Consider the following 24,824-nt stretch of genomic DNA (forward strand, 5'->3'; position numbering starts at 1 on the left):
CGTGACTGGTGGCGGGGGCTGGGGAAGCGGAGGCGCGGGCCACATACCACCGGGGAGCGGGGGTGGTGGTTCCGGCGCGAGCGGGGGTGCGTTCTTCGCACTGACCCGTAGTTGGGCCGCCGGTGCTCTCGTCTACATCGCCGCCGGATACCTGGTGTCGCGCGGGCTCGTCGAGATGCTCGCCACCGACGAACGGCTCACGTCCTTCGGCTGGCGCCTCGCCCTGCTGCACGTGCCGAACGTCATCACGACCGTGCTCACGGTCCTGGCATCGGCCCGCGTCCTGCCCGACGAACAGCGCGAGTCCCGGCTTCTGACGCTGCTCGCCTCCCTGGGTGTCCCGCTGGCCGCGCTCGCCTATGGATTCGCCGTGTCCTGGCATCTCGTGGGCTTCGAGGGCACGTTGATGCCGATCGTCTCGCTGGTGACCGGTTCGGCCGTGGGGCTGGCCGTCGACCGGCTGCTGGACGACCACGACCGCGAGGAACAGTCGCCCGCGCCGTACCACCCGTACTCCTGGCGGGACGGCGGAGCCACCGCCATGGAGTACCTCGGGGTGATCGTCCTCGTCGTCACGATGATCGGCGCGATGGCGATGGCGGGTGTCGGCGGGCAGATCGGGGAACGCATCCGCTGTGCGATCAATTCAATGGGCGGCGGCGGTGCCGGCTGCTCCACCGGCGGCGGGGACACCACCGCGAAGCCGAAGACGGACGCCGACTACGAGCCCAAGATGTGCCAGGTCTCCAGCATCTCCGACACCGTCGGCGACAAGGTCAAGATCGGCTGGTTCGAGTGGGGCAACGAGTACGGCTTCCAGCAGAAGGTCAGCCAGGCCAAGACGGATGTGAACGAGGACGGCAAGGTCGACGAGAACGACAAGCTGGTCTACATGACGTTCACGGATGCCGCCTCGGCCGGTGCCACCGCCGGCACCCCCGGCGTCAAGCTCGGCAAGCTGGGCAAGGCCGATGTGGACGTCGGCGGCGGCATCAAGATCACCAACGGTGACACCTGGGTCTTCAAGAGCGAGGAGGACGCCAAGAAGATGCGGGACGACATCGAGGAAATGAAGATGTGGGAGACCTCCACCAAGTACAGCGGTGGCTACGGCGGCGGCTGGTACTCCGGGATGAAGTGGGCCGACAAGAAGAAGGACGTCGAGAGCAAGATCGGTGACAAGAAGATCTCGTACTCGACCGTCGGCCTCAATGTGTACGCGGACGGCGGCCTCTCCATCAGTGCGGGCGACGAGACCAAACTCGGTGCCAAGCTCGGCGGCAAGGCCAAGTTCTCCCCCGAGGTGACCATCACCAAGGACGACGTCAACGGCAACGAGTCGTACACGTACACCGCCAAGCTCGATCTGGAGGGCAAGGTCGGCGGTTCGGCCGGTCCGCTCGGCGGCACGGCCACCGCGAAGGACAGCCGGACCGGGGCGATCACCGTCACCCGCGACCAGAAGACCGGCAAGATCGTCCGCATCGACATGACCCAGACCGTCGAGGGCGGCTCCACATCCGACAAGGGCGACATCAGCGGCGACAACGGCAAGAAGGACGGCGACAAGCGCGGCGGCAAGGTCAGCGGCACCGACTCCTCCAGCGAGACCGGCATCGAGGTCCGGACGAACTCGATCATCTTCGGCAAGGACACCGACAAGGCCACCGAGGACAAGCGGGCCGTCGCCGAGCAGTGGCTGAACGGCTCCGGCAACAACACCGCCCCGTTCGAGTACATGTTCGGCGACCACTCCATGCAGCAGAAGCCCACCGGAACCGACCCGTTCGACCAGCTGATGTTCCAGGACGGGCTGTCGAGCAGCATGAAGTACCACGGTGAGACGGATGCCCAGGAGTTCGGCTTCGAGGTTTCGCTCGGCATGAGTCTCGGATTCTCCATCTCGGACGAGCACAAGAAGGAGACACTGACGGACGCGCAGTTCCTCGGGGCTCCGCAGGGTGACAAGCGCTCGTACCTTCCGTACAGCTACTGCGCGAAGTAATTCATACACCGGGTACGGCTACGGTGCGCAGCAACCACGCACGACGACGAGGCGATAGGCGATGACGACGACGATGAAGATGTCCCGGGCAATCGGCGCAGCTGCTGCCGCCGCCATCGGCCTCGCCCTGCTCACCGGCTGCGGCGACGACGCCGCCGCGGTTCCGGAGGGCTGGAGCAAGCTCGACACCAAGAGCCTCTCCGTCGGCTACCCCGAGAAGAAGGGCTACAAGGAGCAGCCCGCGGCCGACCGGGCCAAGGCCAACGCCGCCGTCGCGCTGAAGGAGGAGGGCGGGCTGCGCACCGGCATGGTCTCCGTACAGCTCGACTTCGCCACGGGCGTGGACGACGCCGGTGAGGCGGCGGCTGCGGCGGGTGCCGGTATCGGTCTCGGAGCGACCCGCAAGGAGACCTCGGACGTGCGGCTGGCGGGCGCGGAGAGCGCCCGTGAGGCGCGCAGGATCGACTACGAGTTCACGTCGAGCGGCAAGGAGCAGACCCCGGCGCCGGGCACCGAGATGACGGGTGTCGTGGTGGCGGGCGTCGATTCGAAGGACGTGCCGTTCGCGGTCCGGATCAATGCCGTGAAGGGCTCGCTGAGCCGGCAGGACCTCGACGCGTTCGTCGAGTCGATCACCGTCAAGTAGCGGATCAGGGGCGCTCGTTCATGCAGATCCTGCCCGGCGGCACGGCCACGTTCCTGCTGCTGTTCGGCCTGTTCCTCGGCGCGTTCGCCGTCCGCTCGGCGCTGCGTCTGAATCGGGTGCTGCGGCTGGTCCGGCACGGCGAACACGCCGAGGGCCGGTGCGCGGACCGCCGGACGGTCGACCGGGGGCCGGGCATGGACCGGAGTCACGTCACCGAGTACGTCTTCGCCTTCCGTACCCGCGACGGCCGCGACATCGAATTCACCGACCACGCCCCAGGGCCGTTCGGCTTCGAGGTCGGGGCGCCGGTCCGGGTCAGCTACGACCCCGCGGCCCCGTCGAAGCACGCCACGGTGGCGGGCCCGGGGGCGTGGGGGCCGGTGGTGATGCCTGCGGTGTTCACGGTCGTGCCGGGGGTGTTCGCGGTGGGACTGCTGGTCGGGTTCGCGGCGATGCGGGGGTTGCTCTGACGGGCGTGCAGGCGAGCCGGCGTGCAGGCGTCAGAACTTGTCCCGGTCGTACGGCTCCGGGATCGGCTCCAGCGCCCCGGCCGCCCGCAGTTCCCTGTCGGCCTCGACGATCGCCTCGACGCTCGGCACGGTCGTACCACCCCGGGTGAGGTCGATGACCAGGCCGCCGTCCGCGGTACGCGTGTAGGTGCCGTCGAGCCCTTCGGGTGCCGACGCCGCCCGCCCTGCGGAGAGGTAGACCGCTCGGCCGCAGCGGGGATGGGAATTCTCGCGGTCGAACTCATCGGACACGGCCCGGAACTCGGACTTGTTGTACACCTGACCGGCATCGATGTCCCAGGCCTCGGCAATGACGCGAAGCATCTCGGGGGTGCGACGGATCACCTCTGCCGATTCCTTCACCTCACGGGAGCGGAAGGTGACCGCGAGGGAGTTCGTGACCCACTGGGAAGTGCCGCCCGCGTGAACGGCCACGGTCACGCGCGGCGTCCCCGGGTTCTGCGCCCAGAGCGAGGACGTCATTCCGATCACGCCGATGTCCGGTGCTACGTTCTTCCGCTCGATGTAGGCGGTCAGTGTGTCGACCGAAGGTTCCAGAACGGGGTCCGAAGCGACCCCGTCCTCCGCCTCGTGCCACCCGTCGAACGTCGGACCGTCAATGCCCTTGAGCCCGTTCAGGGTAGTGAGCCAGCGTTCGGCAATCGCTGATGTGCTCTCTTCGCGGACACCCCACAGGCCGTTGGCCACGACGTACAACACGGCTTTCCCTTCAGCCTTGCTTCCCGTTCCGCTTGCCCGGTCCTCGGCCGCCCGTACTCAGCCCGTCACATCACCAGGCGTGTGAATCACCTTAACCTTGATGCCCCGGGCCTCGAACATTTCCCTGGCCGCCTCCGCGACGTCCGGATCGGACAGGTGCCATTCGACCGGCTTCCCACGCGCCGCGTCCACTTGCCGGGCGGCTTGATCCGCCCACCGGTCCGCGACCTTCGGGGTGAGTTCCCCGGTCTCGGCGTTGTAGAAGTCCTTGCCCTTGTACCCGTACTTCGCCTCCAGGTAGGTGCCGCGCGAGGCGTCCCAGCCGTCGAAGTCGACCGGCTTCCCCGTGAGCTTGTCCAGCGGAACCCGGTACTCCTTTCCGCGGCCCACCTTGGAGATCTGCTCCTGATAACGGGCGCCCATTTCGGTCGGGTAGTTCCAGACGCCCGGCTTGATTTCCTGCCAGTTTCCTACCCCGCCGTCCTTGGCCCCGGCCGGCGGGTCCTTCAGGTCCTTGTACCAGGCCGGCTTCGGTTCGTTCTGAGCACGCTCCAGGTTCTGCCGTCGCTTGGCCGCGTCAGCCGCCTTCTTCGCCTCGTCGGCCAGCCTCTGGGCCTCGTCGGCGGCCGCCTTCTTCTCCGGGTCGGCCTCGTCGCACTTTCCGGTGAGGAACCCGACGGGCACGGACGTGCGGGCCGCGGCCAGGACGCCGGTGCCGGAGCCCGGCAGGCCCATGCCCGGCAGGCCCGGGCCCGCGTCGTCACCGGCGTACGGCACTCGTACGCGACCGCCCATGCCGACCGTGCAGCCCTTGAGGCCGGCCTGCTCGGCCGCGTCATCGGCGTGCTGCTGCGCTTCCTTCGCGGCTTTCTCGGCGCCCGCGACATCGCCCGCCTTGGCGGCCTTCTTCGCCTTGGACGCGGCCTCCGAGGCCTTCTCGGCCACTTCGCCGAGCTTGCCGAGTTTCCCGAGCTTGCCCAGCTTTCCGAACTTGCCGACGAGCTTGGCCTCGCCGTAGCCGGGGATGAACAGCGAGCCGATGTTCCACAGGCCGGTGCCGATCGCCTGGCCCTCGTCGCCCCTCTTCCACATGTCGCGTACGTCGTCGCCGATGAACATGTCGTCCAGGACCTTCACCCCGGTGCCGCCGGACGCCTTGGTCCAGTCCCAGACCGCACCGAGGTAGTCACCCTTGGACCACTTGTCCCCGGCGTCCTTGGAGTCCTGGCTCCACTTGTCACCGAGGCTTTTGCCGTAGTCCATCAGGCCGTTCCACGCCTTGACGGGGTGGATGATCGTGTCGAAGGTGCCGGTGATGTCGCCCCACAGCCCGTCGCCGACCAGGCCCTTGAAGAAGCCACCGGTCTGGTGCGCGGCACAGGAGAAGAACGCCCCGACGCCGGAGGTGCAGCTCTCGCCGGGCTTCTCGTCGCCGCCGTTGCCGCCGTTGTCCACAACGTCGCCACCGTCCGGTTCCCCGGAGGTGTCCACGTCGTCGCCGCCGTCGTCGACCTGGGTGGCGGTGCCGCCTCCGCCGGAGCTGCCGGAACCGGAGCCGCCGGCGGCGTCGGAACCACCGGCCGCATTGGAACCACCGGCCGCGTTGGAACCACCGGCCGCGTTGGAACCACCGGCCGCGTTGGAGCCACCGGCTGCGTTGGAGCCACCGGCTGCGCCCGCCCCTCCGGAGTCCGTACCACCGGACGCGGCCGCCCCACCCGAATCCGTACCACCGGACGCAACCGCGCCACCCGAATCCGTACCACCGGACGCAACCGCCCCACCGGAGTCCGATCCACCCGAGCCCGAGACGGACCCGCCGGATTCCGTACCCCCGGAATGCTCCCCGTCCCCCGCCACCACATCGCCCCCGGGCGCAGGGCACGCGCTTCCGGTCAGCCGGCAGATCGCGTTCTGCATCTGACCGGTCAGCTGGGCGCCGATCCCCGTGGCGATCAGTCCGCCGATGAGGGCCACGACCACCAGGACCATGCCCAGGTATTCCATCGCGGTCTGACCGCCGTCGTCGCGGCGCCATTTGATCATCCGCGCGATGCTGAACGGCCGGTGCGGCACACGCTGTTCGAGGGGAAGCTCGAACCAGTCGCGCGAGCTCGGCCGGAACAGCATGATGACAACGGCGACGGGCATCACCAGCTGCGTCACGCCTCGCCCGCCGCCGTCCCCGCCGAGGGTCGCCAGCGCGCCGAGGGTGAGCCAGACGTGTACGGCCAGGAGTCCGCGCCAGATCCAGATGCCACCGGTCCGCAGATAGAACGAGAGCACGAATGCGGTCACGCTCGGCAGCGCCGCGTACAGCAGGAGCCCGAGCAGCTGGCCGTCGACCTCATTGACCGCCGACGCCACCGTCAGCACACCGGCACCGCCCAGGACCGCGGCCGCGAAGAGGACCCGGACGAGGATCAGTACCGCCTGCAGCGGGCGCGGCAACGGCTGCCTGCCCTGCTGAGTCACGGCAGCGCCCCCACCGGCGCCGCCCGAAACCGCAAATCCGCCTATGCCAGACACGACGAGTCCCCCAGCTTGCCGGTGTGCAGCCACAGTTCAGCCACTCCACGCATCCGACCACATCGGCACCCTTCGGGCATGGGCCTCAGGACCCAATGCGAGGCTCAAAGTTGCGGATTCCGCCCGGAGTTGCAGATACGCAGAAGGCCAGGGACCCGCCTCCGCTACCGGCTGGGGACCTCGCTCCCGAACAGCATCCACGGCGACTGGTCGAATGATGCCACTCCGGACAACTGCGGTTGCATCGCAGCGATTTCATGCCGCACTGCGAGCGTGTCGGGCCAACTGTCGAAGAATGTCGTGCCGTTGATGACGACACCGCTCCAGTCGGTCGCCGCCGAGGCGCCCTCGCGATCGACCACGAAGCCGATGCAGAGCACGGAAGCCCTCCCTATCGCCTCCCTGATCGCCCGCGCGGCCACCTCCTGTTCGTCCCGCGTCAGCCGCCCGAATCCGAATTCGAGCGCGACGACTCCATCCCCCATCCGCCGGATGCGCGCCGGAACTTCGGCTCCGCTGTTCACCCACAGCAGGAAGTCGACCCTGTCGAGCCGCTGCAGGCCGGCCAGGAGTACGAGCTGCTCCCTGGTCACCCACGACGGAGTACCCCACGGATCCGGCCCCGGGCCGAGGAGCGTGACCCGCCTCGTGACGGGGTGCCTGAGCCGCAGTCCCGCCGCGTCGAGATCGCCGAAGAGCGACTCGGCATCCGGGCGGCTCCAGCCGAGGTGGTACGAGTAGAAGAAACCGTCACTCATCGACACATCACCCCAAGAAGTGGTGGAGCGTGAAGATCCAGGTGCGCATGGGCACACCGGACAGGCGCTCGTGGCGGGCGCCTGGTCAGGTGGGCTCATGGTTGGTCGCGTACGAGCGTAATGAGCTCTGCCCGCCCGGGCTTGGGCCCACGGACCCAGGGGCGGGCCCCAATGGAACAAAGCGATGGACAGGGGGCAGCGGATCGCACATCGTGTACGCCGATGACACGCACCGATACGCCTCCCGCACGGGACGAGCGCACCCAGCTGGCCACCTTCCTCGACTACGCCCGCGACACCGCACGCGCAAAGTGCGAGGGCATCTCACCGGAAGATGCCCGCCGCGCCCCGCTGCCCGGCTCGCCCCTGATGACGGTCTCCGGGCTGATCAACCACCTCAGCTGGGTCGAGTACTACTGGTTCGAGGTAGCCTTCCTCGGCGGCGAGGACGAAGGGCCGTGGACGGACGAGGACCCCGACCGCGAGATGCGCATCGCGGTGGACATGCCGCTCGCCGATCTGCTGTCGGAGTACGAGGCGCGGACCGCCCGCTACCGCGAACTGGTCGCCTCCCACGAGCTGGACACGTCGGCCAAGCGCCCGCACAGAGACGGCCGGTATCCCGATCTGCGCTGGATCGTTCTGCACCTGATCGAGGAGACCGCCCGGCACAACGGCCACCTCGACATGATCCGGGAGATCGTCGACGGCACCACCGGCGTCTAGCCGGACAAGCCGCTCGGTCACAACGGCATGGCGTGCCGAGGCGCCGTAGTTGTCATGCTGAATCGTGTGTGGCCCGGTCAGCGCGTCCCGGAGAACAGCGCGTTGAGTTCCGGGAAGGCGATGCCATCGGCGAGGGAGCCGTAGTCACCGCTGTCGAAGAGCTCCCGCGCGGCGCGGCGGGCGGCAGCGTACGCGGCCTGCGCCACGCCCGAGCCGAGGCTGACGCGGGCCACGCCGAGGGCGCCCAGCTCGGCGACGGTCGGGGCGCCCGGTCCGGCCATGACGTTCAGTGGTACGGCGATGTCCTTGGCCAGCGCCGCGATCGTGGTGGTGTCGGTGACGCCAGGGACGAAGATGCCGTCCGCGCCGGCGTCGACGTACATGCGCGCCCGGGACAGGGTTTCCGCCAGTCGGGTGTCCGGGTCCCCGAGCCCGAACAGGTACGTGTCGATACGGGCATTGAGGAAGAGATCCGCGCCCGCCCGGTCAGCGGTCCGCCGGGCGACGGCCAGCCGTGTCGCGAGCTCGCCCGGGGGCCGGGTGCCGTCCTCGATGTTGACGCCGACGGCGCCTGCCGCGAGTACCCCGGTGACGGTCTCGGCGATGTCGGCCGCGTCCTGCCCGTACCCGCCCTCGATGTCGGCGGTGACCGGAACCGCGACCGCGGCGGTGATTCGCGAGATCAGTTCCAGTGCCTGTTCGCGGGCGAGGGCGTCGCCGTCCGGGGAGCCCAGCGACCAGGCGACGCCGGCGCTGGTGGTGGCGATCGCGGGTGCGCCCGCGGACTCGATGACGCGGGCGCTTGCGACGTCCCAGGCGTTGGCGAGCGCGAGGGGTCCGGCGAGGGTGTGCAGGGAGCGGAAGAGGCGGGCTTTGTCCGGCTGCGCGGTGATCATGCGAGCAGTCAAACATTGGCCGTTGGTCGTCCGCTGGCGAGAATCCGACAACGGCGTCGACCTGGAGCTACGTGCCGGCTCCACCGGGGTGGTGCCGGTGGTGGCCGTCGGTGGGACGGGGCGTGAGATGCGGCCGGCGAGAAGGCGTGCGTTCGATGACCAGGAGGGCGGCGTCGTCGGCCGGCCGGCTGCCGATATGGGTGAGCAGATCGCGGTGGATGTGGTGCAGCAGAGTATCGGGGTTGGTGACGGGGAAGGAGGCGACCCGTTCGGCGAGCGGGTAGAACGCTCCGGACGGCGAGCGGGCTTCGATGACACCGTCGGTGTAGAGGACGAGCATGTCACCGCCTTCGAAGGTGAACGGGTCGACGCGGTCGTCCTCGATCGGTCGTTCGCACACACCCAGCGGAGGCAGGGGCTGTCGGGCGTACAGGACCGTGACCTGCTGATCGTGCACCAGCAGAGGGGGGGGATGTCCGCAATTGATCATCTCGGCGGTCGGCGGGCCGTCGTCGGGGATCTCCAGGACGAGGCAGGTGATGAAGTGCTCGCCGGGGTCGTGCTCGGTGTCCGTCACGTCCTCCAGGCTCCGGGAGACGCTGTCTCCGAGGGCAGCTACCAGCCCGGGGAGGGTGGCATACCGGTGAGCGCCCTCACGGAATGCCCCCAGCACCAGCGAGGCCTCACCGATGGCGGCCAGCCCGTGGCCCCGGACATCGCCGATGACCACCCGGGTCGCGGCATGCGCGGCGCGGGCGAACGCAAACAGATCACCCCCGATCTCGGCCTCGTCCTCCGCGGACATATACAGCCATGCCACCTGCAACGGCCCGATCCGGCGTGGCGGAGGCCGAAGCAGAACCCGCTGAGCCGCCTCCGCCACAGAGCGTGCCCGGCTCAGCGCCCGGTCGCGCCGCTCCCGCACAAACCGCATGAAAACCGCCAAGGCGGAGAGCGCGGTCAGCGCGATGATCTGCGCTATGTGGTTGGTCGTGGCCAGTTCGCCGAGGAAGACAGCGATGAACACCTGGGCCGCCACTGCCAGGACCCCGGCGACAGCGGTGAGCCGTGGCCCGGCGAGGGAGGCGGTCAGAGCGGGCGCGATGACCAGCAGTGGACCCAGCTGGATGTCGTGCCCGGTGTAGATATCCAGCGCGGTGATCGTCACAATCAGCGCGAACGGGACCGCCACCAGCCCACCGCCGACTGGATGTTCCTGGAGGTGATCCCACAGACGTCGCGCACCCATATGACCCTCAGCACCTCCTGGGCGTCCACCGCCGCGACCTCACCGGGCTCCGTGCGGCGCTCGCCGAACTCCTGGTCGGCCGGCGAGGCAGACCGCATCTCGGGTGGGCCGGCGGGGCAGGCCCTCAGTCCTCCAGTTCGGCGAGCCAGCGCAGGGCGCGCAGACCCGGCAGGAAGCAGTACTCACCGCCTCGGGTGACCACGAAGCTGGGCAGGTTCCGCAGGCGGCGCCGGACCGGCTTCTCCGGGATGGTGGCGCTGCCGGTTCCGTCGTGATGCCCGGCTACCGGGTCCTTCTCGCCGGGGTAGCCGATGAAGTTGCCGTCGTTGACCCACTCGGCCTTGATGAATTCAAACTGTCGTTCAAGGTGGGCTCCGATGAAGACTCCGACCAGGCCCCGGTCGGCGCCGTCGTCTTCCAGCACCCCCTCCGGCAGCGGCGGGCCGTAGGTGGTGCCGCGGCGGATGAGGCGGTGCATCCGTGCGTCGCCGATGATGGTGGCATCGCGGGGGTTGGTACGCCGGATGTGCGCGCCGGCGGGGCACCGGAAACCGCGATCGTCGTTCTCCCGGTACAGGAAGTCGTTGTTGCGGTGCGGATCCGCACCCAGCGCCGCGTCATCGTGCTCAGGGGCCAGCGTCAGCGGCGCCCCGCTGGGCCAGCGCCCCACCATCTTCGCCGCCAGGAGCGCCTCCTCCTGGGCACTGGAGGTGTTCGCGCGCAGGTACTGGCGCCAGGCCGCCACCTTGGTGTGAATCTTGCGCACGGCCACATAGGTCCCGTTGCGCCCCAGCACGTCGGGGCTGGGCATGGGTGGCGGACTGCCGGTTTCGTCGGGGTAGCCGAGGATGAATTCGCCGGCCTTGATGGGGGCTTCCTGGGGGTTGGAGCCCGGCAGCCCGAGGCCCTCGATGTTCGGATGGCTGATGCCGTCGCGGAAGCCGAAGGTGGTGCGTCCAGTCGGGAGCTGGTGGACCTCCTGCTGCCAGATCACCTGGACACCGGGCGTGTCCTGGCAGGCGACGCGGGCCCGCTCCAGAGCCTTGTCCAGCCGCGCCGCATCGGGAGAGAGGGCACTCAACGCGATATGCACATCGGCCGTTCCGAACGGTGGCTCCCAATGGGCCGGGGCACTCTCGCCCACGTCGCCGATCAGGTCCGCACGCGCGGCCATGCCCTGACGAAACGCCTGCGGAAAGCTGTCCAGCGATTCCTGGGGCACCCCCAGGGCCCGCAGCCCCTGGTAGGTGAACGCCACCGCCACCCAGGCATCCCGGCTCGGGTCCGCACTGGGGAAACCACCCTCGACCGCCGGGAGCAGCCGCCTCAGCAGGGAACGCCCGGCGTGGCGGTCATCGACACGCAGGAAGATGAACCTTCCCTCGTACGGCACAGGCCGTGGACGCAATGCCCCGCTCTGGACGTCGTCGATCTCGACGCCCACGCCCGCTCCGCTCGCGCTTGCCGCCGCGTTCATGATCGTTTGTGCCTCCACATCGGTCTTCAACCGGAGGACCCCGCGGCGGCCGACTCGCACCCGCCGACGCGGTCCGTGACGCGCCGAGGTTGGTCGTGTCCGGCTTCTAGGCTGCGGCTTCCTCCATCAGCTTCTGGAAGGCCGGCGTAGCCAGCAACTCGGCGTTGGCCGGGTTGTCCAGCGCCGCCCGGAACTCGGGGGTGTCCAGCACCGCCTGGAACGCCTTGTTCACGCGCTGGTCCTTCCAGATCTGCTGAACGGTCAGATCGGGATAGGAGCTGACGAAGACCCCCGCAGGCGCCTGCTGGGCGACGAACCAGTCCTTCACCCCCGGATCGGCGATGCCGGGGAACCCTTCGGTGTGCGAGAAGACCTTGTCGAAGCGGCCCCCGACCACCGTCTTGCCGAAGTCGTCGATGTAGGTGTCCCAGGAGCCGTCGAAGACGCTGGCGAACATGTGCCGGGTGTCATTGTCGAAAATCACGTGGCGTGCATCGTGCAGGGTGCCGATCTGGCGCAGCGCCGCACGGTTCGCCTCGTCAGCCGACCCGCCCGCGAGCGTGGCGAGATCCTCACGCAGCGCATCCGCATGCCCCGGCTTGATCTTGGTGAAGACGGTGAACTCGCTGCACACCCCATCCTTCATGCCCGGGCGCTCGGGCTGGGGTGACGGGGTTGCATCTGTCGTCGCAGCCATAGGAGCCTCTCCTGCCACGCATCCGTCCGAGGGGCGCCAAGCGCTCGGGGGTGAGGCGCCATCGCCCTCGTCTCCCATGATGACCGCGCCGCGCCGCGCGCGCCTCACCAGTCCGAGGCAACCCGTCCATCGCCCGCGCCAACGACACTGTGGTCAATACACCTGGTCGGGCGGTGCTGTGCCAGGGGCGCCGGGGTGGTGAACAACTCCGGCCTCCCGGAGTCCTTCCCTGTCCGGCTACCCCATCGCGGCAATGCCAGGTGCGATGTGCTCGGCGATCTGGTGCGTGAAGCTGACCGGGTGCCGGTCGGGCAGCACCTGGATCTCGCTGATGCCCAGGTTCGCGTACGCCTCCGCGTCCGCGAGAAACGCGTCCGGCCTGGCCAGCACCGGGCCGTTGTACATCACGGTCTTCGCGATGGCGTCGTAGTCACGGTCCTCCGCGGCGCAGTGGGCGCGCAGCACATCGAGTTTGTGCGCCACTTCTTCCTGGTCGGTGGCGAACAGATTGCAGGCATCCGCATAGCGGGCGGCCAGGAGCAGGGTCTTCTTCTCGCCCCCGCCGCCGATCATGATCGGCGGGCGCTCGCCGATCGGCTCGGGCACGCACAGCGTCTCGGCGAGCTGGTAATGACGGCCCCGGAACGGGCCGTTGTCGTCGCTCCACATCTGCAGGCAGATCAGGATCGTCTCCTCCAGCCGTTCGAACCGCTCGGCAACCGGAACCACCGGCACTCCGAGCCCGTACTGCTCCCGCTCGTACCAGGAGGCGCCGATGCCCAGCCTGGCCCTGCCACGCGACAGCACATCGAGACTGGTGACGATCTTCGCCAGCAGCCCGGGGTGCCGGTACATCACACCCGTGACCATCAGGCCGAGTGTCATGCGCTCGCTCACCGCCGCCACGTAGCCGAGCGTGGTGTACCCCTCCAGCATCGGGTCGTCGGCGACGGTCTGCCCGGTCTCCATCTGGAAGTAGTGGTCCATCACGGTGAACGACGAGATCCCCGCCTGTTCGGCGATCCTCACCGACTCCGCGAGCGTCGGCGCGATGAGCGCGGGGTCGGCCGGTGTCGAGTAGTTCCAGTAGTGCAAGCCGAGATTCACGTCCGACCTCCGCGGGTCAAGGGAGAGCAGGCCGGGACGGCGTCGCCGTCCCGGCCGAAGTGTTCAGGACGCGTGCTTGGCGTACTCGCTCTGCACCGCGTCGACGCTCACGTACTCGCGGTCGGGCAGGTTCCTCGCGGCGGTGGCACGTTCCGTGAGCCCGTTCGCATCCATTCAATTACGCTATGCAGTCACTCGTCACGCTACGCGAGGTCGGATTCATCGGCATTTCGGCACGCCCGGCCGAGCGGACCCTGCGCTCGGCACGGGTAGGCCACGGATACCGCCGGGGTCGCCGGGGTGTGCGGCTCGCGCGTCACAGCACCGCTCCTGCCGCCCGGCCGACGCATACGGGTCAAAGATGGGCCCTTCTCGGACACTGATTCGCCTCGCTCGCGACGTCGACGTTGCGAAGGACATCCTCGATCCCGACCGTTCATACGCCTACGGGGGAGGAAACACGTGCGCGCACGCGGGTCACGTATGAGCGTCCTCGCCGCGGCACTGACTGCGGCAGCAATCGCGGGTGGTGTCACAGCATCGGGGAACTTCGCTCCCCGGACACCCGCAGCGGCAGACCGGGCCCGGCTGTCCCAGCTCGCTCGGAGCTACCTGCAACAACGCGCCGACCTGGTGACCCGGGCCGTCGCGCAGTCCCCCACCCCCGAACCACCGGCCGCGGCCACACCGTCGATGCGGACCGAGTTGCGGACGGAATTCGCCGCGCTGGTCCGTCAAGGCCGCGCCTACCGGCAGGCCGACGGCGGGTACATCCGCGCCACGGTCGATGTGACGGTGAACGACGCGGCGGAGGAGGGTGACACCGTGACACTGCACATCACGGAGGACACCCGCCTCCACCACCCGTTCACCTCCGCTCAAGCAGCGGAAGGAGCCCCGGAGTACGAGGAGTACTCACTTCCTCACACACTGACCTTCACCCGTGGCCCTTCGGGGTCCTGGCTGCTCGCCTCGGACAGGGCCGAGCTGAACGACGGGCTCGCGCCGAGCACGCAAGTCGCCGCGTCCAGCCCGGCGTGAGCGCTACTTGAGGGCGTAGGCCCGGGTGATGGTCTGGACCGTGCGGTTGCCCGCGGCGTCCCAGGCCTCGGTCCTGAGGGTCACGAACCCGTTGGTGTCCGCCGCCTTGGGATGCAGCACAAGGGCCCGGAAGGAGTTGCTGTCCTTGCGCAGCACCTTGGCGGACTTCCAGGTGGCCCCGTCGTCGTAGGAGACCGACACCTTGGCGCCGGCGATGCCGCCGGACCCGGTCCAGCCCTTGGGACGACCGGCGTCCACGGTGAAGGCGAACGCCCGGCCGGCCGCCGCCTGGTTCAGGATGTTCAACGGCACGTCGTAACCGAGCATGACCGTGGAAGTGAAGCGGACCGGCTCACCGCCCCGGAACAGCCACGACTGGCGGAAGGTCGTCAATGGCGAGTCTTTGCCGCTTGTTTCCGCCCCTTGTGAGGGCCCGCCGGGACGGTCAGGACGGCCGCCGGGCTTGCGGCACCGGGCAGCGCCCAGGAATCGGAAGCCGAGTACGCCGCGTTGCTCTCCGGGCGGCCGGTTGCGGAAGCCGGCACGGAGGGTACGCGGAGGACTCCCCTCCGCGTACGGCCGCGCATACCCTGGCACGTATGACCACGGGGGATGAACTGCTCCTGCTCGCGATAGTCCCGGGCAGGCGGCGAATCCGGATACGGGCCGAGGACCGGCTCCGGTTCGCCTTGCGGGCCTCGGAGTTGGCGGACCTGGGCCTGGCCGGACGGATCGCCCTCCGCCCCCGACGGATCGAGGTGATGGACCCCCGGCGCGTCGAGGACCGCCGCCTGAACAACATCCTGCACAGTCTGGGCGCGACTGCGCCCCCGCCCAGCCTCAAGGACTGGCTGCGCCGGACACCGCGCTCCCTCGCCACCGAGTACCTCTCCCGACTGGAGGACCAGAGGGCGGTCCGGGTCCGCCGGTGGCGCGACCCCAGCGGCCGTAAGCGCCACGACATTCTCTCCGTCGACCTGCCGCGCCGCCAGGCACTGCTGGCCCGCCTCGACAGCGTGATCCGCTCCGGCTCCGCGACGTCCACCGCCGACCGCGACCTGACCCTCGCCGCCCTCGTCCAGGCCGCGGGCCTGGCCCCTGCCGTCTACCCCGGCCTGCGGGGCATCACCGACCGCCGCCGTTTGGCCGCCCTCACCGCGACCGGCCGCCTCGCCCCCGCAACCGCCGGAGCGGCTCCGGCCGCCGACGAGGAACTCGCTGCGGCACTGACCACCGGCGCCGACGTCCTCACCCGACAACTCACCGACGAACTCAGCGACCTCTACGCCGACTTCACCACCGGCGGCCACGGCCTCGGCCATGACCTGGACCCGGGCAGCTGGTCCGAGGGTGGCGCAGGCGGCACCGGCCACCACGGCGGCGGTCACGGGGGCAGCGGCCACAGCGGCTGGTGACACCGACGGCCGGGAGTCGCACGCCCCTTGTTCCCCGGCGTCGTTCCGGCCCCGCAGCCGACGTCGGCACGTGATGCCCGACCCGAAGCCGAGTTCTAAGGGCAGGAACTCCCACTGGATGCCGGTGTGGAGCATGTGATCGGGTGCTGCTCGCCGTAACCACGGATCTCGAAGGTCACGGCCCGCCCTACCCCTTGACCGGTACCGACTGCATGGCGTTGGCACACTGCATCGGTGATTCACCGTGATTCGACACCGAGGTAAGGGCGGCTCAACTACCTTACTGCCGTGGACCAATTGATCACCGAGGATCCGATGTGCATCGGTCCGTATCGCCTGATAGCCCGGCTGGGCGCGGGCGGTATGGGCCTGGTGTATCTGGGCCGCTCCGAAGCCGGACGAACAGTGGCTGTGAAGGTGGTGCAGGCCGAGCACGCCCAGCACCCTGAATTCCGCAGGCGGTTCGCACGCGAGGTGGCGGCTGCCCGCCGGGTGGGCGGCACCTGGACGGCAGCCGTGCTCGACGCCGACACGGAGGCCCCGGTGCCCTGGGTGGCGACCCAGTACATCCCCGGGCCCGATCTGACCACCGTGGTCGCCAAGGACTTCGGGCCGTTGCCCGAGCACTCGGTCCGCACCCTCGCCAACCGCCTGGCAGTGGCTCTGCAGTCGGTCCACGGGGCGGGCCTGATCCACCGCGACCTGAAACCGTCCAATGTGCTGGTGACGGTGGACGGCCCGCGCGTGATCGACTTCGGTATCGCACGGGCCATGGACAGCCTCGCCGGGGACAGCCTGCACACCCGCACCGGGATGCTCATCGGATCCCCCGGCTTCATGTCGCCCGAACAGGTACGCGGCCTCGACCTCACACCGGCCAGTGATGTGTTCTGCCTGGGTGCCGTCCTCGTCTACGCCGCCACCGGCCGCCTCCTCTTCGGCGCCACGGAAACCGGCCTGAACGCACACCTCTTCCGGATCGCGGAGGAGGAAGCGGACCTGACCGGCGTACCGGAGTCACTCGTCGATCTCGTACGCGCATGCCTGCACAAGGACCCGGCACAGCGGCCCACGCCCGCCGACGTGGCCGCCCGTACGGCCACCGACCAGGACGGCGAATGGCTACCCGGCTCCGTGCTCGCCCAACTCGGACGCCATGCCGCCCAGTTGTTGGACTTCACTCCGGAGACGCGGGCCGCGCAGCCGGACCCGCGCATCCCTGCCCAGGCCCAGCGTCCACCGCAGCCCCAGCCACTTCCCCCGCCTCCCGCCTACACCCCGACGACCCCGGCGGACCTCCACCCGGCGCCGCCGTGGTTCGCACCGTCCGCAGGCCCGGTGCCAGGTGCCTGGCCTCCGTCACCGGCCCCGGCCGACGTCCATGGTCCGCACCCCAGGCGGTGGTGGGGACTGGGAGTGGCCGCGCTGGCGCAGCTGCTGGTGCTCATCGGCACGACGACCATGAGCGTGGCGATCCCGTCGATCTACGCCGAGCTGCACCCCTCTGCCGACGACCTGGACTTGATACCCCTCGCCTCTGGACTGGCATTCGGCATACTGCTGCTGATCGGCGGACACCTTGCTGATCTCCTCGGCCGTAAACGGACGTTGATCACCGGTTTGGCCGGCTACGCGGTGGCGTGCGCGATCGGCGGCTCGGCCCCTTCTTTCGGCGTGCTCATAGGGGCCAACGTCCTGCAGGGCGCGTCCGCAGCGCTGCTCTCCTCGGCCGTGCTGGCCCTGGTGTCGGCCGGCTTCACCGATCCGAAGGAGCGAGGCAGGGCTTTCGGGATCTACGCGGCGATCACCGGCGGCGGGACGGCGATCGGCCTGTTCACGGGCGCATGGCTGATCGACGGTCTGAGCTGGCGCTGGTGCCTGTATGCCGGCATCCCGCTCGCCGTGACAGCCCTGATCGGTGCGGCCGCCCTGGTGCACGACAGCCCGGTCCGCTCCCCTGCCCGCCTCGACGTACCGGGCCTGCTGCTCGGCTCCGTCGGGCTTGCCGCCCTCGTTTACGGCTTCCGCCAGGCCGAGCCTCGCGGCTGGACCGATCTCCTGGTCGTGGTCCTCCTCGTGGGCGGGCTCGCCCTGCTCCTGGTCTTCGCCTGGTGGCAGACCAGTACGACCAGCCCGCTCCTGCCGCCGTACGTCTTCAAGGACCGCAACCGCGTCGGCTCCTGCCTCGCCCTGACCTTCATCGGCATGGGCATGTTCGTCCAGCACCTGGTCCTGACCAGGTACCTGCAGTTTGCCCTCAGCTATACCCCGTTCCAGATCGGCGTGGCCCTGCTGCCCATGGCCGGTGCGGTCGTCATCGCCTCCACCCAGGTCTCCGCCCGCCTGTACCGCCGGCTGGCGCCCCGCGGCATCATCGTGCCGGGCCTGGTGCTGGTGGCGATCGGCCTGGCGCTCCTGACCGGCCTCGACGCCCACAGTGCGTACGCCACCCAGGTGCTGCCCGGCACTCTCCTCATCGGCTTCGGTCTGGGCCTGGCCTTCGTACCGCTCTTCGCCACCGCGACCGGCGGGATCTCCCCGCAGGACTCCGGCGGGACCGCGGCGATGGCCAACACGGCCCAGCAGTCGGGCGGCTGGGCCGCCTCGCCCCTGTTCGGCGGCATCCTCGCCTCGGCGGTCGCCGCCCGGCTGGACCACACATCAGGCGCTCCTGAGGGCATGAACAAAGCAGCCGAACAAGGCGTCCTGCTCGGCGGACAGAAGCTTCCGGCAGCGCTGTCCGGCGTCGTGAGGGAGATGGACAGGGCGGTCCTGGGCGGCTACTCCGTCATCCTTTGGTGGGCGGTCGGCCTCACGCTACTCGCGGGCCTGCTCGCCGGCCTGCTGGTCACGGTCAAGGCTCCGAGTGGTGACCCCGGCTCCCGGTAATCCTGCGGACCGGCCGATCCACCGGCCCGGCGGGGTACGGCGATGATCCGCGACATCAAGGCCGGCAAAGCCGACCACCTGCTGCAGCAGGCCGCCGGTCGCCCACCGCCCTCAGAGCGCTCCCCCCGCGCGCGCGGGGCAGCAGACGCCCGGTGAGAGATTTACCACATCAATTGCTACCATCGGCTCATGGATACTCCTGCGGAATACGGACCCGACGAGGGCCCCGCCCAGAAGGTCAGCGTTTCCATGCCCGCCGGCCGGATCGCTGCCGTGAAGGCACGGGTCGGAGCCCGCGGCTTCTCGGCCTACATCAGTGCGGCCGTGGAGCGGCAGATACAGCGTGATCTGCTGGAGGAGCTGCTCCAGGCCAAGGAAGCAGAGATCGGCCCACCGAACCAGGAGATCCAGGATTGGGCTGCGGGAATCTTCCGGGAAGCCGAAGGCCTGTCGCTGCAGGAAAGCGTCGAGCCGACAGCGGAGGGGGAATCCAGGTGGGACGCCCACAAGGCCAGCTGAGCCACGGCGTCCTTCTCCTCGACTCCGAAGGGCTGAACCGGTTCGTCGACAATGATCCCCGGATCGTCGGACTGGTCCGGGCTGCGCAGTCCAAGGACACCTTGGTCGCTGTCAGCAACCTGACGCTGATCGAGACCTGGCATTCAAAGGTCCGAATGGACCGCTTTCGGTGGCACGTGTCCCGTCTCGAAGTGCTACCTGTGACCGAGACGATCACGTGGCAGGCCATCGACCTGCTTCGCAATGCGAACCTCCATGGACACAAGTACGCCATCGATTCCGTCGTGGCCGCAACGGCATTGAGTTACGCGGGTCCACGGGTCGTCGTCACATCGGACGTGGACGACATGAACAAACTCTGCGGAGACCGGGTGCGAACCGTGGGCGTCTGAGAAAGCGCATGCGAAAGGGTCGGGACCGCAGGAGTCAGGGTCCCGGCCCGTGGTCGGCCGGCCAGGAAAAGCTTCCCTCCTGCTTCCGGATCGGAACCGACGAACAGGGCAACAGCTACATCGCTGTCGCGGGTGCGGAGGAACACTTCCTCACCGACAGCCGCGAAGCGCTTCAGCAGATGATCCGCGACATCAAGGCCGGCAAGGCCGACCACCTGCTGTAACAGCAAGGGCCCGGCCACCGCGACGCGCTCGCGGTGGCCGGGCCCGTATGACCTCGTGACCTCACCAGGCGTCTCGGCGCCTCGGGACCGCATGCGACGAGATCCGCAGACTGCGCGGCACCTGCCACAACTCTGAGGAGCAGGCTTCTGACAGCCGTTGACCGGCGGCAAAGAAGGTAGGGCTCAACAGCGGGCCCGCCACTCCGGTTTGACAGTCGGTCCGCCTCAGTCGAGCACCATCAACGCCATCAGGACTCCTGCCAACTCCACCAGCAACACGAGTGATCCGTATCCGAGGATCTGGCCAACAGACCGAACCGGGTGACCGGCGTCCTCACGCAAAACCGTTCTGTGCGCGGCCAGCGCGGCCGGTATGGAGATGCAGTAGAGGGCTGACGCGTACAACAACCAGTCGAGGATGTCCTGCCATGAACTGAACACAGGCCCTCGTCCGTAGAAGGCCACGACCAGCGGCAGGCCCACTACGGGCACCAGTACCAACATGGCAGCGGTCACCACCCACCACCAACGCCTTCCGCTGCCCCAACGCTCCCCCATCCAATGGCCGAGGGCAACGGAAGGCAGTACGTACGCGGCAGATACCAACGAGCCGATAAAGAGAAGAGCCAACAGAACCAGGGGCAGCACAAAGACTGACCTCGCCTCTGGCACTACTCCGAAGAGCGGCATCGCCAGAAGCAGACCAAAGCCCTCCACCCACAGCACAGCCATCGAGACCGACGACGGTGCGGCCCCCTGTTTCTGCCGAATGCCCCCACGCAACAGTTGCGTCATCTCGCCCCCTGTCCCGCACTCATCATCGAGGTGGTTCGGAAGTTCCCGCGACGGCGGCCCCAAGACCAGCGGGGAGGTGAGCAACCGCGAGGGCGATTGCCTCCTCCACGGTGACGGCTTCGGCGATGACACCGCCGTGAGGGAACTTCTGGACACGATAGGGGAGGCCCTCGTACGACGGGGCAATGGCGACCTCGGGTGGGCAAGGTATACCGGTGCGGGCGTTAAAGCCGAGCGTCCAGTGGCTGGAGAACGGGTACAACTGTCGCAACCGCGGTTCCGCATGCGCCGCCTCCACGAGCAGGCCGAACTCGGGGAAGTCCGGCGCCTCAGCCGCCTCTTCCCGAATCAGACGCCACCGCACCTCGACCGCCGCGGCCGGCCCGCGTTCGTGGGCCTCGGTGAGCTCACTGAAATGCACGAACGGCAGCAACTCTTGCAGTGCCCGCAGGCTCCTTCCTTCTCCCCACGCCACGCCTGCCCGCACGACATCTTCGAGGGCTGATGTCGCTCCGGTAATGAGCTCGACCCCTCGGCTCCAGCCGGAGAAGCCGAACCAGCGGTACTCGGCCCCGATGTGCACGGACAGCGGCTCGCGCTCAGGAACCGAGGCAGCGATGCCCGCCGAAACCGCTGATCCCCAGCCGCCGGGCACCGTCACGAGATCGACACCGAGACCGGCCGCCGCCCGCTCCAGCGCGGAGGCCAGGCTGCCCACAGCAGCGAGATCGGGATAGAGGTTGGAGTCCACTTCCGCAGTGTGCCGAACAGCGCCACGAATGGAAACAGCAGACGATGCACCAGGCCAGTGAGGCGGCGCTACAGGGATGGGTGGAGATGCGGCAGGGGCGGCCCTTCGTGTTCGCCGCTTACTGCCCAGGCAGCACAACTGAGCGCCGGTGGGCACCGTGAGCGGGGAATCTCTGGCAGCTTGGGCGGGGCACAGTTTCCCGATCGGAAGATCAACGGGGCAACAGAACCCAGGACTTGATACCCAGCTGCGGCGGTGAAGCTTCGCAGGCACCCCACTCACCGCCCCAGTCGTCGACCACAGCCGCGAGCAGCCAGAGCGCCCGCCGACGCCGCGTCTCGCAGAGTGTGGCCACGTCCGGTTCGGAGTGCTGGGGGTGCTGGTCCCAGACGAGGAGGCGGAGCGCGTCGTCCCGGTGGCGCAGAGATACGTAGAGCTCCTTGCCCGGGCTCATCCTGGCGGTGACAGCGATGAGTTCGGTCGCTGCGAGTGTGGTCGGCCAGACGTACGGGGCGAGCGCGTGCGCTTTCAGCGCGGCGGCGATCGCCGTACGGCCGATGCGCGCGCTGCGGACGTCGCCGGGCAGCGTGAAGCTCATCGCGAGCCCACGGCTGGAGCGGCCCTTGGAGCGCAGATATGGCTTTGGGTACTGCTGGGTGTTGGGATACGGGCTGCCGGGATACGGATACGGATACGGGACCGGCGTACGCGTCTCGGCGACGGCCGGACAGAGTGCGGTGAATGGAGATGAGTGCATGGCTGACTCCCCTGATACGGGTGGCGAGTTGGCGAAGTCTCTCTTTCGCGTGGGTGCGCACGAGGGGCTCACACGGTTGCGTTGTGGACGAGCAGTGGCTTGTCTCCCTGGCGCGGGACTGCCCCTCCCAGGGCAGGAGGTTGCAGGCAGGACCGCGCGATGCACTTCCAGCTCGTCGTCGCTGTGTGAGCGGTGCGTTACTGAATGTAGGGTGCTGTGGGTCATATTGGCCACCCAATCCCTAAAAATTGACCCTTGCGTGGCTCAGGGTGCCATCCACACGGCAGACTTCACGGAGAAGGTCACGGAAGGACTGACATGGCATCGCGAACGTCCCCGACCGAACGACAGAAGCGCCTGGGGCGCGAACTCCGGAAGATGCGCTTGGCCGCCGACGTCTCCGCCGAGGTTGCTGCGGGGCTTCTCGGGGTCGACCGGCCCAGACTCTCCAACATCGAGCAGGGCATCCGAGCCATCAGCGAGGACCGTCTGCGCACTCTCGCCCATGCCTGCGCCTGTCAGGACCAGGCGTACGTCGAGGCACTGGCCGGCATGGTGAAGCCTGCGAGGCGGGGCTGGTGGGAACGGTATCGCGAATCGCTTCCGGAAGGACTCCTCGACATCGCAGAGCTGGAGGCCAACGCCCTACGGATGCGGACTGCTCACTCCGTACACATCCCAGGAATCCTCCAGACCAGTGACCACGCTCTGGCCATCTTCCGAGTAGTCGTCCCGGCCCTCCCGGAACACGAAGTCGCTCTGCGGCTGGCTCATCGCGTGGAACGACAGCAGGTCCTGGAGGGCGCCGCCTCACCCGAGTACGTGGGCGTTATACACGAGGCGGCACTACGGATGCAGTTCGGCGGTCGCAAAGTGGCCCGAGCGCAGCTCGACCACCTGCTCACCGTCTCCGAAAGCCATCACATCACGCTGCGAGTCATCCCATTCGAAGCGGGCGCCTTCCCCGGCGCGGGGCAGACGGTCAACTACGCAGAGGGACCTGTACCTCAGCTGGACACAGTTCAAGTGGACAGCACCCATGGTCCCGAATTCCTCTACGGGGAAGAACAGTTGGCGAAGTATCGTTCACATCTTGACTGGATGGAGCGGATCGCACTGCCGCCCCAGAAGTCGCGGGACTTCATCCATGACATCGCACGTCACCTCTGAGGGGAGTCACCATGCAGGACGTCGCGTGGGAGGAACCATTCTGTGGCGAAGGCGCCAGCTGCTACCGCCTCGGGACAGACGAACGGGGCAACAGCTACATCGGCGTCGTGGGTTCTGAGGAGCACTTCCTCACCGACAGCCGCGAAGCGCTTCAGCAGATGATCCGTGACATCAAGGCCGGCAAGGCCGACCACCTGCTGTGACAACAAGGGCCCGGCACCGCGACGCGCTCGCGGTGCCGGGCCTCTGCGTGTGGGTACGTCAGGAAGCGCCGCCGCGCGGGAAGGAGACCTCCACACGGCGGTTCTTCTTGCGGCCCTCTTCCGTGCTGTTGTCGGCGATCGGGTACTGCTCGCCGTAACCACGGATATCGAAGGTGATGTTCGGGCCCAACTGCTTGACCAGCACCGACTGCACGGCGTTGGCGCGCTGCTTGGACAGCACGTCACCGTGGGCCGAGGAACCCAGATTGTCGGTGAAGCCGAAGACGCGCACCTTGGTGGCGTTCTGCTTCTTGATCTCGGTGGCGATGGCCGCGATACGCGCGTTGGCGGCGGAGCTCAGCTTGGCGCTGTCCTTGCCGAAGAGGACCTCTGCCTGGAGCGCGAACTTGATGTTCGCGTTGCTGTCCTCGCGACGCTCCTCGCCACCCTCGTCCTCGATCACCTGAACGATGTCGAGAACCTTGGCCGGGGCGAGCGTGCCGCCTTCGGGCATCTTCAGGTCGGGATCGTTGGGGTCGAGCTTGACCGGAGGCGCCGACGTCGCCTCGGTGCCTGGCGGCACGCTCGGGCCGTCGTCGGCGAGCGCCGGAGTCGCCCCGAACAGGGTGGTGCTCGCCACCACCATGGCTGACGCGACAGAGAGTCCGGCGACACCGATTGGCTTCAGCCGGGTTCGGTTGTAGGTCATGTCAGCCGTCACCCTGAGATCTTCAGGGAAGCCGTCGCAAACGACGGCAGCGTGAAATCAACCTCGGTCGTCGTACTCGGAGGTGCCGGGAACTGCATGAAGACCGGAGTCGTCCTACCGGCCAGCAACGGAGGGATACTTGTGGTGCAAAGGCACCGGTCCTCCGTGTCACGCAGGACGTAATAACGCTTCTTCCCTGTCTTATCCACCAGCGTGGCACCGGCAACAGAGTTCGGGTTCCTGGAGGAAACCGTGCTCTCGGTGCCCGCCCAAGTACTGGTATTGCGCGTCTCGCCGCTCTCGTTCTTGATCTGCCCCTGAACGGTGACGAAGCCTCCGGAGTCACGCTTCACTTGATTGATGACAAGCGTCAGCCCATCTCCCTTGACCTCGGCGAGCTTTACATTCGGGTCCACGTTGTCCCCGGCAGCAGTGTCCTCCTGCTTCGCCTCCTTGTTCTCATCAGAGGACTTGGAAGGCGCGGAGGACGGCGACGAACCGACGTCGTTCGTCTTTCCGCCACCATCAGTGCCGCAGCCGGAGATGGCCAGGGCCAGTGCCGCCGTCAGCGAGACGGCTGCTACTGCCCTTCGGGACTTGGTGGAGCGCCGAATGCTCATGGGTTCGGATTCCTTTACTC

27 protein-coding genes and 1 pseudogene are annotated in these 24,824 nt (G+C 68.3%); 12 read left to right on the forward strand and 16 right to left on the reverse strand.

The features are described from left to right. The first annotated feature begins 1 nt into the window (after position 1). From OG609_RS14615 to OG609_RS14625, 3 genes are all read left to right on the forward strand, one after another. Positions 2-2,005, forward strand: a complete 2,004-nt coding sequence (locus tag OG609_RS14615) for a hypothetical protein (protein ID WP_327273218.1) — start codon at positions 2-4, stop codon at positions 2,003-2,005. Positions 2,006-2,066: 61 nt separating this feature from the next. Beyond that, a complete protein-coding gene (locus OG609_RS14620; protein WP_385648161.1) occupies positions 2,067-2,651 on the forward strand; it encodes a hypothetical protein in 585 nt (194 codons plus the stop codon). Between the two features lie 20 nt (positions 2,652-2,671). Next, complete coding sequence (locus OG609_RS14625; RefSeq protein WP_327273219.1) at positions 2,672-3,121, forward strand: DUF3592 domain-containing protein; 450 nt, start codon at positions 2,672-2,674, stop codon at positions 3,119-3,121. Positions 3,122-3,151: 30 nt separating this feature from the next. Here OG609_RS14625 and OG609_RS14630 read toward each other — a convergent pair whose 3' ends face one another. The 3 genes from OG609_RS14630 to OG609_RS14640 all read right to left on the reverse strand — a co-directional run bounded on the left by OG609_RS14630 (position 3,152) and on the right by OG609_RS14640 (position 7,167). Next, positions 3,152-3,880: an Imm52 family immunity protein gene (locus OG609_RS14630; protein WP_327273220.1), complete on the reverse strand. Its 729-nt coding sequence runs from the start codon at positions 3,878-3,880 to the stop codon at positions 3,152-3,154. A gap of 57 nt (positions 3,881-3,937) precedes the next feature. Next, positions 3,938-6,355 (reverse strand): Tox-REase-5 domain-containing protein, encoded by a 2,418-nt coding sequence (locus tag OG609_RS14635; RefSeq protein WP_327273221.1) that lies wholly within the window; start codon positions 6,353-6,355, stop codon positions 3,938-3,940. Positions 6,356-6,573: 218 nt separating this feature from the next. After that, positions 6,574-7,167: a hypothetical protein gene (locus tag OG609_RS14640; protein ID WP_114249273.1), complete on the reverse strand. Its 594-nt coding sequence runs from the start codon at positions 7,165-7,167 to the stop codon at positions 6,574-6,576. A gap of 222 nt (positions 7,168-7,389) precedes the next feature. Here OG609_RS14640 and OG609_RS14645 point away from each other — a divergent pair, with 222 nt between their 5' ends. Then, entirely contained in the window at positions 7,390-7,893 is a 504-nt protein-coding gene (locus OG609_RS14645; RefSeq protein WP_327273222.1) for a DinB family protein, read from the forward strand. Between the two features lie 77 nt (positions 7,894-7,970). Here OG609_RS14645 and OG609_RS14650 read toward each other — a convergent pair whose 3' ends face one another. The 6 genes from OG609_RS14650 to OG609_RS14675 all read right to left on the reverse strand — a co-directional run bounded on the left by OG609_RS14650 (position 7,971) and on the right by OG609_RS14675 (position 13,319). Continuing rightward, positions 7,971-8,789 carry an isocitrate lyase/PEP mutase family protein gene (locus tag OG609_RS14650; RefSeq protein ID WP_327273223.1) on the reverse strand — a complete coding sequence of 273 codons (819 nt, stop codon included), beginning with the start codon at positions 8,787-8,789 and terminating at the stop codon, positions 7,971-7,973. 67 nt (positions 8,790-8,856) lie between these two features. Beyond that, the gene (locus OG609_RS14655) at positions 8,857-9,981 is read right to left on the reverse strand and encodes a PP2C family protein-serine/threonine phosphatase (protein ID WP_327273224.1); all 1,125 of its coding nucleotides are present in this window, start codon (positions 9,979-9,981) and stop codon (positions 8,857-8,859) included. Beyond that, the gene (locus OG609_RS14660; protein ID WP_327273225.1) at positions 9,960-10,136 is read right to left on the reverse strand and encodes a hypothetical protein; all 177 of its coding nucleotides are present in this window, start codon (positions 10,134-10,136) and stop codon (positions 9,960-9,962) included. The genes OG609_RS14655 and OG609_RS14660 overlap by 22 nt, the downstream gene beginning before the upstream one ends. Positions 10,137-10,162: 26 nt before the next feature. Continuing rightward, complete coding sequence (locus tag OG609_RS14665; RefSeq protein ID WP_327273226.1) at positions 10,163-11,515, reverse strand: Dyp-type peroxidase; 1,353 nt, start codon at positions 11,513-11,515, stop codon at positions 10,163-10,165. A 106-nt stretch (positions 11,516-11,621) separates the two neighbouring features. Beyond that, on the reverse strand, positions 11,622-12,212 hold the full coding sequence (locus tag OG609_RS14670; protein WP_327273227.1) for a hypothetical protein: 591 nt from the start codon (positions 12,210-12,212) through the stop codon (positions 11,622-11,624). A 237-nt stretch (positions 12,213-12,449) separates the two neighbouring features. Further along, the gene (locus OG609_RS14675) at positions 12,450-13,319 is read right to left on the reverse strand and encodes an LLM class F420-dependent oxidoreductase (protein WP_382896445.1); all 870 of its coding nucleotides are present in this window, start codon (positions 13,317-13,319) and stop codon (positions 12,450-12,452) included. A 462-nt stretch (positions 13,320-13,781) separates the two neighbouring features. Here OG609_RS14675 and OG609_RS14680 point away from each other — a divergent pair, with 462 nt between their 5' ends. Then, entirely contained in the window at positions 13,782-14,360 is a 579-nt protein-coding gene (locus tag OG609_RS14680; RefSeq protein WP_327273228.1) for a hypothetical protein, read from the forward strand. A 3-nt stretch (positions 14,361-14,363) separates the two neighbouring features. Here the strand turns inward: OG609_RS14680 and OG609_RS14685 are convergent, their stop codons facing one another. Continuing rightward, entirely contained in the window at positions 14,364-14,753 is a 390-nt protein-coding gene (locus OG609_RS14685) for a hypothetical protein (RefSeq protein WP_327273229.1), read from the reverse strand. Positions 14,754-14,959: 206 nt separating this feature from the next. Here OG609_RS14685 and OG609_RS14690 point away from each other — a divergent pair, with 206 nt between their 5' ends. After that, complete coding sequence (locus OG609_RS14690; RefSeq protein ID WP_327273230.1) at positions 14,960-15,775, forward strand: GOLPH3/VPS74 family protein; 816 nt, start codon at positions 14,960-14,962, stop codon at positions 15,773-15,775. A gap of 33 nt (positions 15,776-15,808) precedes the next feature. Here OG609_RS14690 and OG609_RS14695 read toward each other — a convergent pair. Beyond that, positions 15,809-15,910, reverse strand: a pseudogene (locus OG609_RS14695) (IS5/IS1182 family transposase); the annotation flags it as partial. A gap of 153 nt (positions 15,911-16,063) precedes the next feature. On the opposite strand from OG609_RS14695, the gene OG609_RS14700 reads away from it, so the two are divergent. The 4 genes from OG609_RS14700 to OG609_RS14715 all read left to right on the forward strand — a co-directional run bounded on the left by OG609_RS14700 (position 16,064) and on the right by OG609_RS14715 (position 19,799). Then, positions 16,064-18,664, forward strand: a complete 2,601-nt coding sequence (locus OG609_RS14700) for an MDR family MFS transporter (protein WP_327273231.1) — start codon at positions 16,064-16,066, stop codon at positions 18,662-18,664. Positions 18,665-18,853: 189 nt separating this feature from the next. Next, positions 18,854-19,183 (forward strand): hypothetical protein, encoded by a 330-nt coding sequence (locus tag OG609_RS14705; RefSeq protein ID WP_327273232.1) that lies wholly within the window; start codon positions 18,854-18,856, stop codon positions 19,181-19,183. Continuing rightward, entirely contained in the window at positions 19,159-19,575 is a 417-nt protein-coding gene (locus OG609_RS14710; RefSeq protein WP_327273233.1) for a type II toxin-antitoxin system VapC family toxin, read from the forward strand. Before OG609_RS14705 ends, OG609_RS14710 begins: the two co-directional genes overlap by 25 nt. A gap of 8 nt (positions 19,576-19,583) precedes the next feature. Continuing rightward, positions 19,584-19,799 (forward strand): hypothetical protein, encoded by a 216-nt coding sequence (locus tag OG609_RS14715; protein WP_327273234.1) that lies wholly within the window; start codon positions 19,584-19,586, stop codon positions 19,797-19,799. A gap of 225 nt (positions 19,800-20,024) precedes the next feature. Here the strand turns inward: OG609_RS14715 and OG609_RS14720 are convergent, their stop codons facing one another. From OG609_RS14720 to OG609_RS14730, 3 genes are all read right to left on the reverse strand, one after another. Further along, positions 20,025-20,594 carry a hypothetical protein gene (locus OG609_RS14720; RefSeq protein WP_327273235.1) on the reverse strand — a complete coding sequence of 190 codons (570 nt, stop codon included), beginning with the start codon at positions 20,592-20,594 and terminating at the stop codon, positions 20,025-20,027. Between the two features lie 22 nt (positions 20,595-20,616). After that, the gene (locus OG609_RS14725) at positions 20,617-21,345 is read right to left on the reverse strand and encodes a DUF6193 family natural product biosynthesis protein (protein ID WP_327273236.1); all 729 of its coding nucleotides are present in this window, start codon (positions 21,343-21,345) and stop codon (positions 20,617-20,619) included. 211 nt (positions 21,346-21,556) lie between these two features. Further along, entirely contained in the window at positions 21,557-22,102 is a 546-nt protein-coding gene (locus tag OG609_RS14730) for an ATP-binding protein (RefSeq protein ID WP_327273237.1), read from the reverse strand. A 318-nt stretch (positions 22,103-22,420) separates the two neighbouring features. On the opposite strand from OG609_RS14730, the gene OG609_RS14735 reads away from it, so the two are divergent. Both OG609_RS14735 and OG609_RS14740 read left to right on the forward strand, forming a co-directional pair. Then, positions 22,421-23,272, forward strand: coding sequence for a helix-turn-helix domain-containing protein (locus tag OG609_RS14735; protein ID WP_327273238.1), 852 nt, complete (start codon positions 22,421-22,423; stop codon positions 23,270-23,272). Positions 23,273-23,283: 11 nt separating this feature from the next. Further along, positions 23,284-23,475 (forward strand): hypothetical protein, encoded by a 192-nt coding sequence (locus tag OG609_RS14740; RefSeq protein ID WP_327273239.1) that lies wholly within the window; start codon positions 23,284-23,286, stop codon positions 23,473-23,475. A 58-nt stretch (positions 23,476-23,533) separates the two neighbouring features. Here the strand turns inward: OG609_RS14740 and OG609_RS14745 are convergent, their stop codons facing one another. After that, positions 23,534-24,184: an OmpA family protein gene (locus tag OG609_RS14745; RefSeq protein ID WP_327273240.1), complete on the reverse strand. Its 651-nt coding sequence runs from the start codon at positions 24,182-24,184 to the stop codon at positions 23,534-23,536. A gap of 8 nt (positions 24,185-24,192) precedes the next feature. Then, positions 24,193-24,804: a hypothetical protein gene (locus OG609_RS14750; RefSeq protein WP_327273241.1), complete on the reverse strand. Its 612-nt coding sequence runs from the start codon at positions 24,802-24,804 to the stop codon at positions 24,193-24,195. Between the last annotated feature and the right edge of the window lie 20 nt (positions 24,805-24,824).

Origin of the sequence: Streptomyces sp. NBC_01224, from assembly GCF_036002945.1 — a bacterium.
GTDB lineage: Bacteria > Actinomycetota > Actinomycetes > Streptomycetales > Streptomycetaceae > Streptomyces.

What these genes read in the sequence shown, in the direction of transcription:
- OG609_RS14620 (WP_385648161.1), top strand. Translation starts at nt 2,067, where the DNA reads ATGACGACGACGATGAAGATGTCCCGGGCAATCGGCGCAGCTGCTGCC.
- OG609_RS14625 (WP_327273219.1), top strand. Translation starts at nt 2,672, where the DNA reads ATGCAGATCCTGCCCGGCGGCACGGCCACGTTCCTGCTGCTGTTCGGC.
- OG609_RS14640 (WP_114249273.1), bottom strand. Translation starts at nt 7,167, where the DNA reads ATGAGTGACGGTTTCTTCTACTCGTACCACCTCGGCTGGAGCCGCCCG.
- OG609_RS14645 (WP_327273222.1), top strand. Translation starts at nt 7,390, where the DNA reads ATGACACGCACCGATACGCCTCCCGCACGGGACGAGCGCACCCAGCTG.
- OG609_RS14650 (WP_327273223.1), bottom strand. Translation starts at nt 8,789, where the DNA reads ATGATCACCGCGCAGCCGGACAAAGCCCGCCTCTTCCGCTCCCTGCAC.
- OG609_RS14660 (WP_327273225.1), bottom strand. Translation starts at nt 10,136, where the DNA reads ATGCGGTCTGCCTCGCCGGCCGACCAGGAGTTCGGCGAGCGCCGCACG.
- OG609_RS14665 (WP_327273226.1), bottom strand. Translation starts at nt 11,515, where the DNA reads ATGAACGCGGCGGCAAGCGCGAGCGGAGCGGGCGTGGGCGTCGAGATC.
- OG609_RS14670 (WP_327273227.1), bottom strand. Translation starts at nt 12,212, where the DNA reads ATGGCTGCGACGACAGATGCAACCCCGTCACCCCAGCCCGAGCGCCCG.
- OG609_RS14690 (WP_327273230.1), top strand. Translation starts at nt 14,960, where the DNA reads ATGACCACGGGGGATGAACTGCTCCTGCTCGCGATAGTCCCGGGCAGG.
- OG609_RS14705 (WP_327273232.1), top strand. Translation starts at nt 18,854, where the DNA reads ATGGATACTCCTGCGGAATACGGACCCGACGAGGGCCCCGCCCAGAAG.
- OG609_RS14715 (WP_327273234.1), top strand. Translation starts at nt 19,584, where the DNA reads ATGCGAAAGGGTCGGGACCGCAGGAGTCAGGGTCCCGGCCCGTGGTCG.
- OG609_RS14720 (WP_327273235.1), bottom strand. Translation starts at nt 20,594, where the DNA reads ATGACGCAACTGTTGCGTGGGGGCATTCGGCAGAAACAGGGGGCCGCA.
- OG609_RS14730 (WP_327273237.1), bottom strand. Translation starts at nt 22,102, where the DNA reads ATGCACTCATCTCCATTCACCGCACTCTGTCCGGCCGTCGCCGAGACG.
- OG609_RS14735 (WP_327273238.1), top strand. Translation starts at nt 22,421, where the DNA reads ATGGCATCGCGAACGTCCCCGACCGAACGACAGAAGCGCCTGGGGCGC.
- OG609_RS14740 (WP_327273239.1), top strand. Translation starts at nt 23,284, where the DNA reads ATGCAGGACGTCGCGTGGGAGGAACCATTCTGTGGCGAAGGCGCCAGC.
- OG609_RS14745 (WP_327273240.1), bottom strand. Translation starts at nt 24,184, where the DNA reads ATGACCTACAACCGAACCCGGCTGAAGCCAATCGGTGTCGCCGGACTC.
- OG609_RS14750 (WP_327273241.1), bottom strand. Translation starts at nt 24,804, where the DNA reads ATGAGCATTCGGCGCTCCACCAAGTCCCGAAGGGCAGTAGCAGCCGTC.